This window comes from Streptomyces sp. 8L (genome assembly GCF_020176795.1).
Classification (GTDB): Bacteria; Actinomycetota; Actinomycetes; order Streptomycetales; family Streptomycetaceae; genus Streptomyces.
Genome location: NZ_JAIUKE010000889.1, coordinates 1 through 1242 on the forward strand (window position 1 = coordinate 1; position 1242 = coordinate 1242).

Sequence of the window (1242 nt, forward strand, 5' to 3'; positions counted from 1 at the left end):
GGTTCTTCGGGATCTCGCCGCGTGAGGCGACGGCGATGGACCCGCAGCAGCGGTTGTTGCTGGAGGTGGCCTGGGAGGCGTTCGAGCGCGCGGGCATCGACGCCGACTCACTGCGCGGCAGCCGCACCGGCGTGGTGGTGGGCGCGACACCGCACGGATACGGTGCGGTGGGAACGGACGCGGGCGGATACCTGCTCACCGGTACCACGCCCGGCGTCCTGTCCGGACGCATCGCGTACCAGTTCGGGTTCGAGGGACCCGCGACAACGGTCGACACGGCCTGCTCGTCATCGCTGGTGGCACTGCACCTGGCGGCCCAGGCACTGCGGTCGGGTGACTGCTCGCTCGCACTGGCCGGCGGCGTCGCGGTCATGGGCACTCCGATGATCCTCACGGAGTTCGCGCGGCAGCGTGGACTGTCTCCGGACGGCCGGTGCCGGTCGTTCAGCGCCGGCGCGGACGGCACCGGGTGGTCCGAAGGCGTCGGCCTGGTGGTGTTGGAGCGGTTGTCCGACGCGCGGCGCAACGGGCACCGGGTGCTCGCGCTGCTCGCGGGCTCGGCCGTGAACCAGGACGGGGCCTCGAACGGACTGACGGCCCCGAACGGACCGTCGCAGCAGCGGGTGATCCGGCAGGCGCTGGCCAACGCGGGGCTGACGGCCGCCGATGTCGACGTGGTGGAAGGGCACGGCACGGGCACCCGGCTCGGAGACCCCATCGAAGCACAGGCACTGCTGGCGACCTACGGGCGGGAGCACACCGACGACTCGCCCCTGTGGCTCGGATCGGTGAAGGCGAACATCGGACACCCGCAGGCGGCGGCAGGCGTCGCCGGGGTCATCAAAATGGTGATGGCACTTCAGCACCGGTCTCTGCCCAGGACGCTGTTCGCCGAGAACCCCACGACCGAGGTTGACTGGTCCTCCGGCGGGGTGGCGCTGCTGACCCGGGCACGGGAATGGCCGGACACCGGCCGGCCTCGGCGAGCCGGAGTGTCCTCGTTCGGCATCAGCGGGACGAACGCACACGTCATCCTGCAGCAGCCGTCGCATGAGCCGGCAACGGCCGACCCCCGGCCGACGCCGACAGCTGCCGCAGAGGCGTCGCCGGTGTTGCCGTTTGTGTTGTCGGGTCGTGGGTCGGGGTCGTTGTGTGGTCAGGCTGCTCGTTTGCGGTCGTTTGTGGTGGGGCGGCCGGATGTGGCGTTGGTGGATGTTGCGTATTCGTTGGTGGTTGATCGTG

Annotated in this window: 1 protein-coding gene; it reads left to right on the forward strand. The window is 70.7% G+C overall.

Annotation, left to right across the window (positions count from 1 at the left end):
- Window positions 1-1242: beta-ketoacyl synthase N-terminal-like domain-containing protein (locus tag LCE31_RS39695; RefSeq protein ID WP_225023152.1), on the forward strand; the 1242-nt coding region annotated here is incomplete at both ends.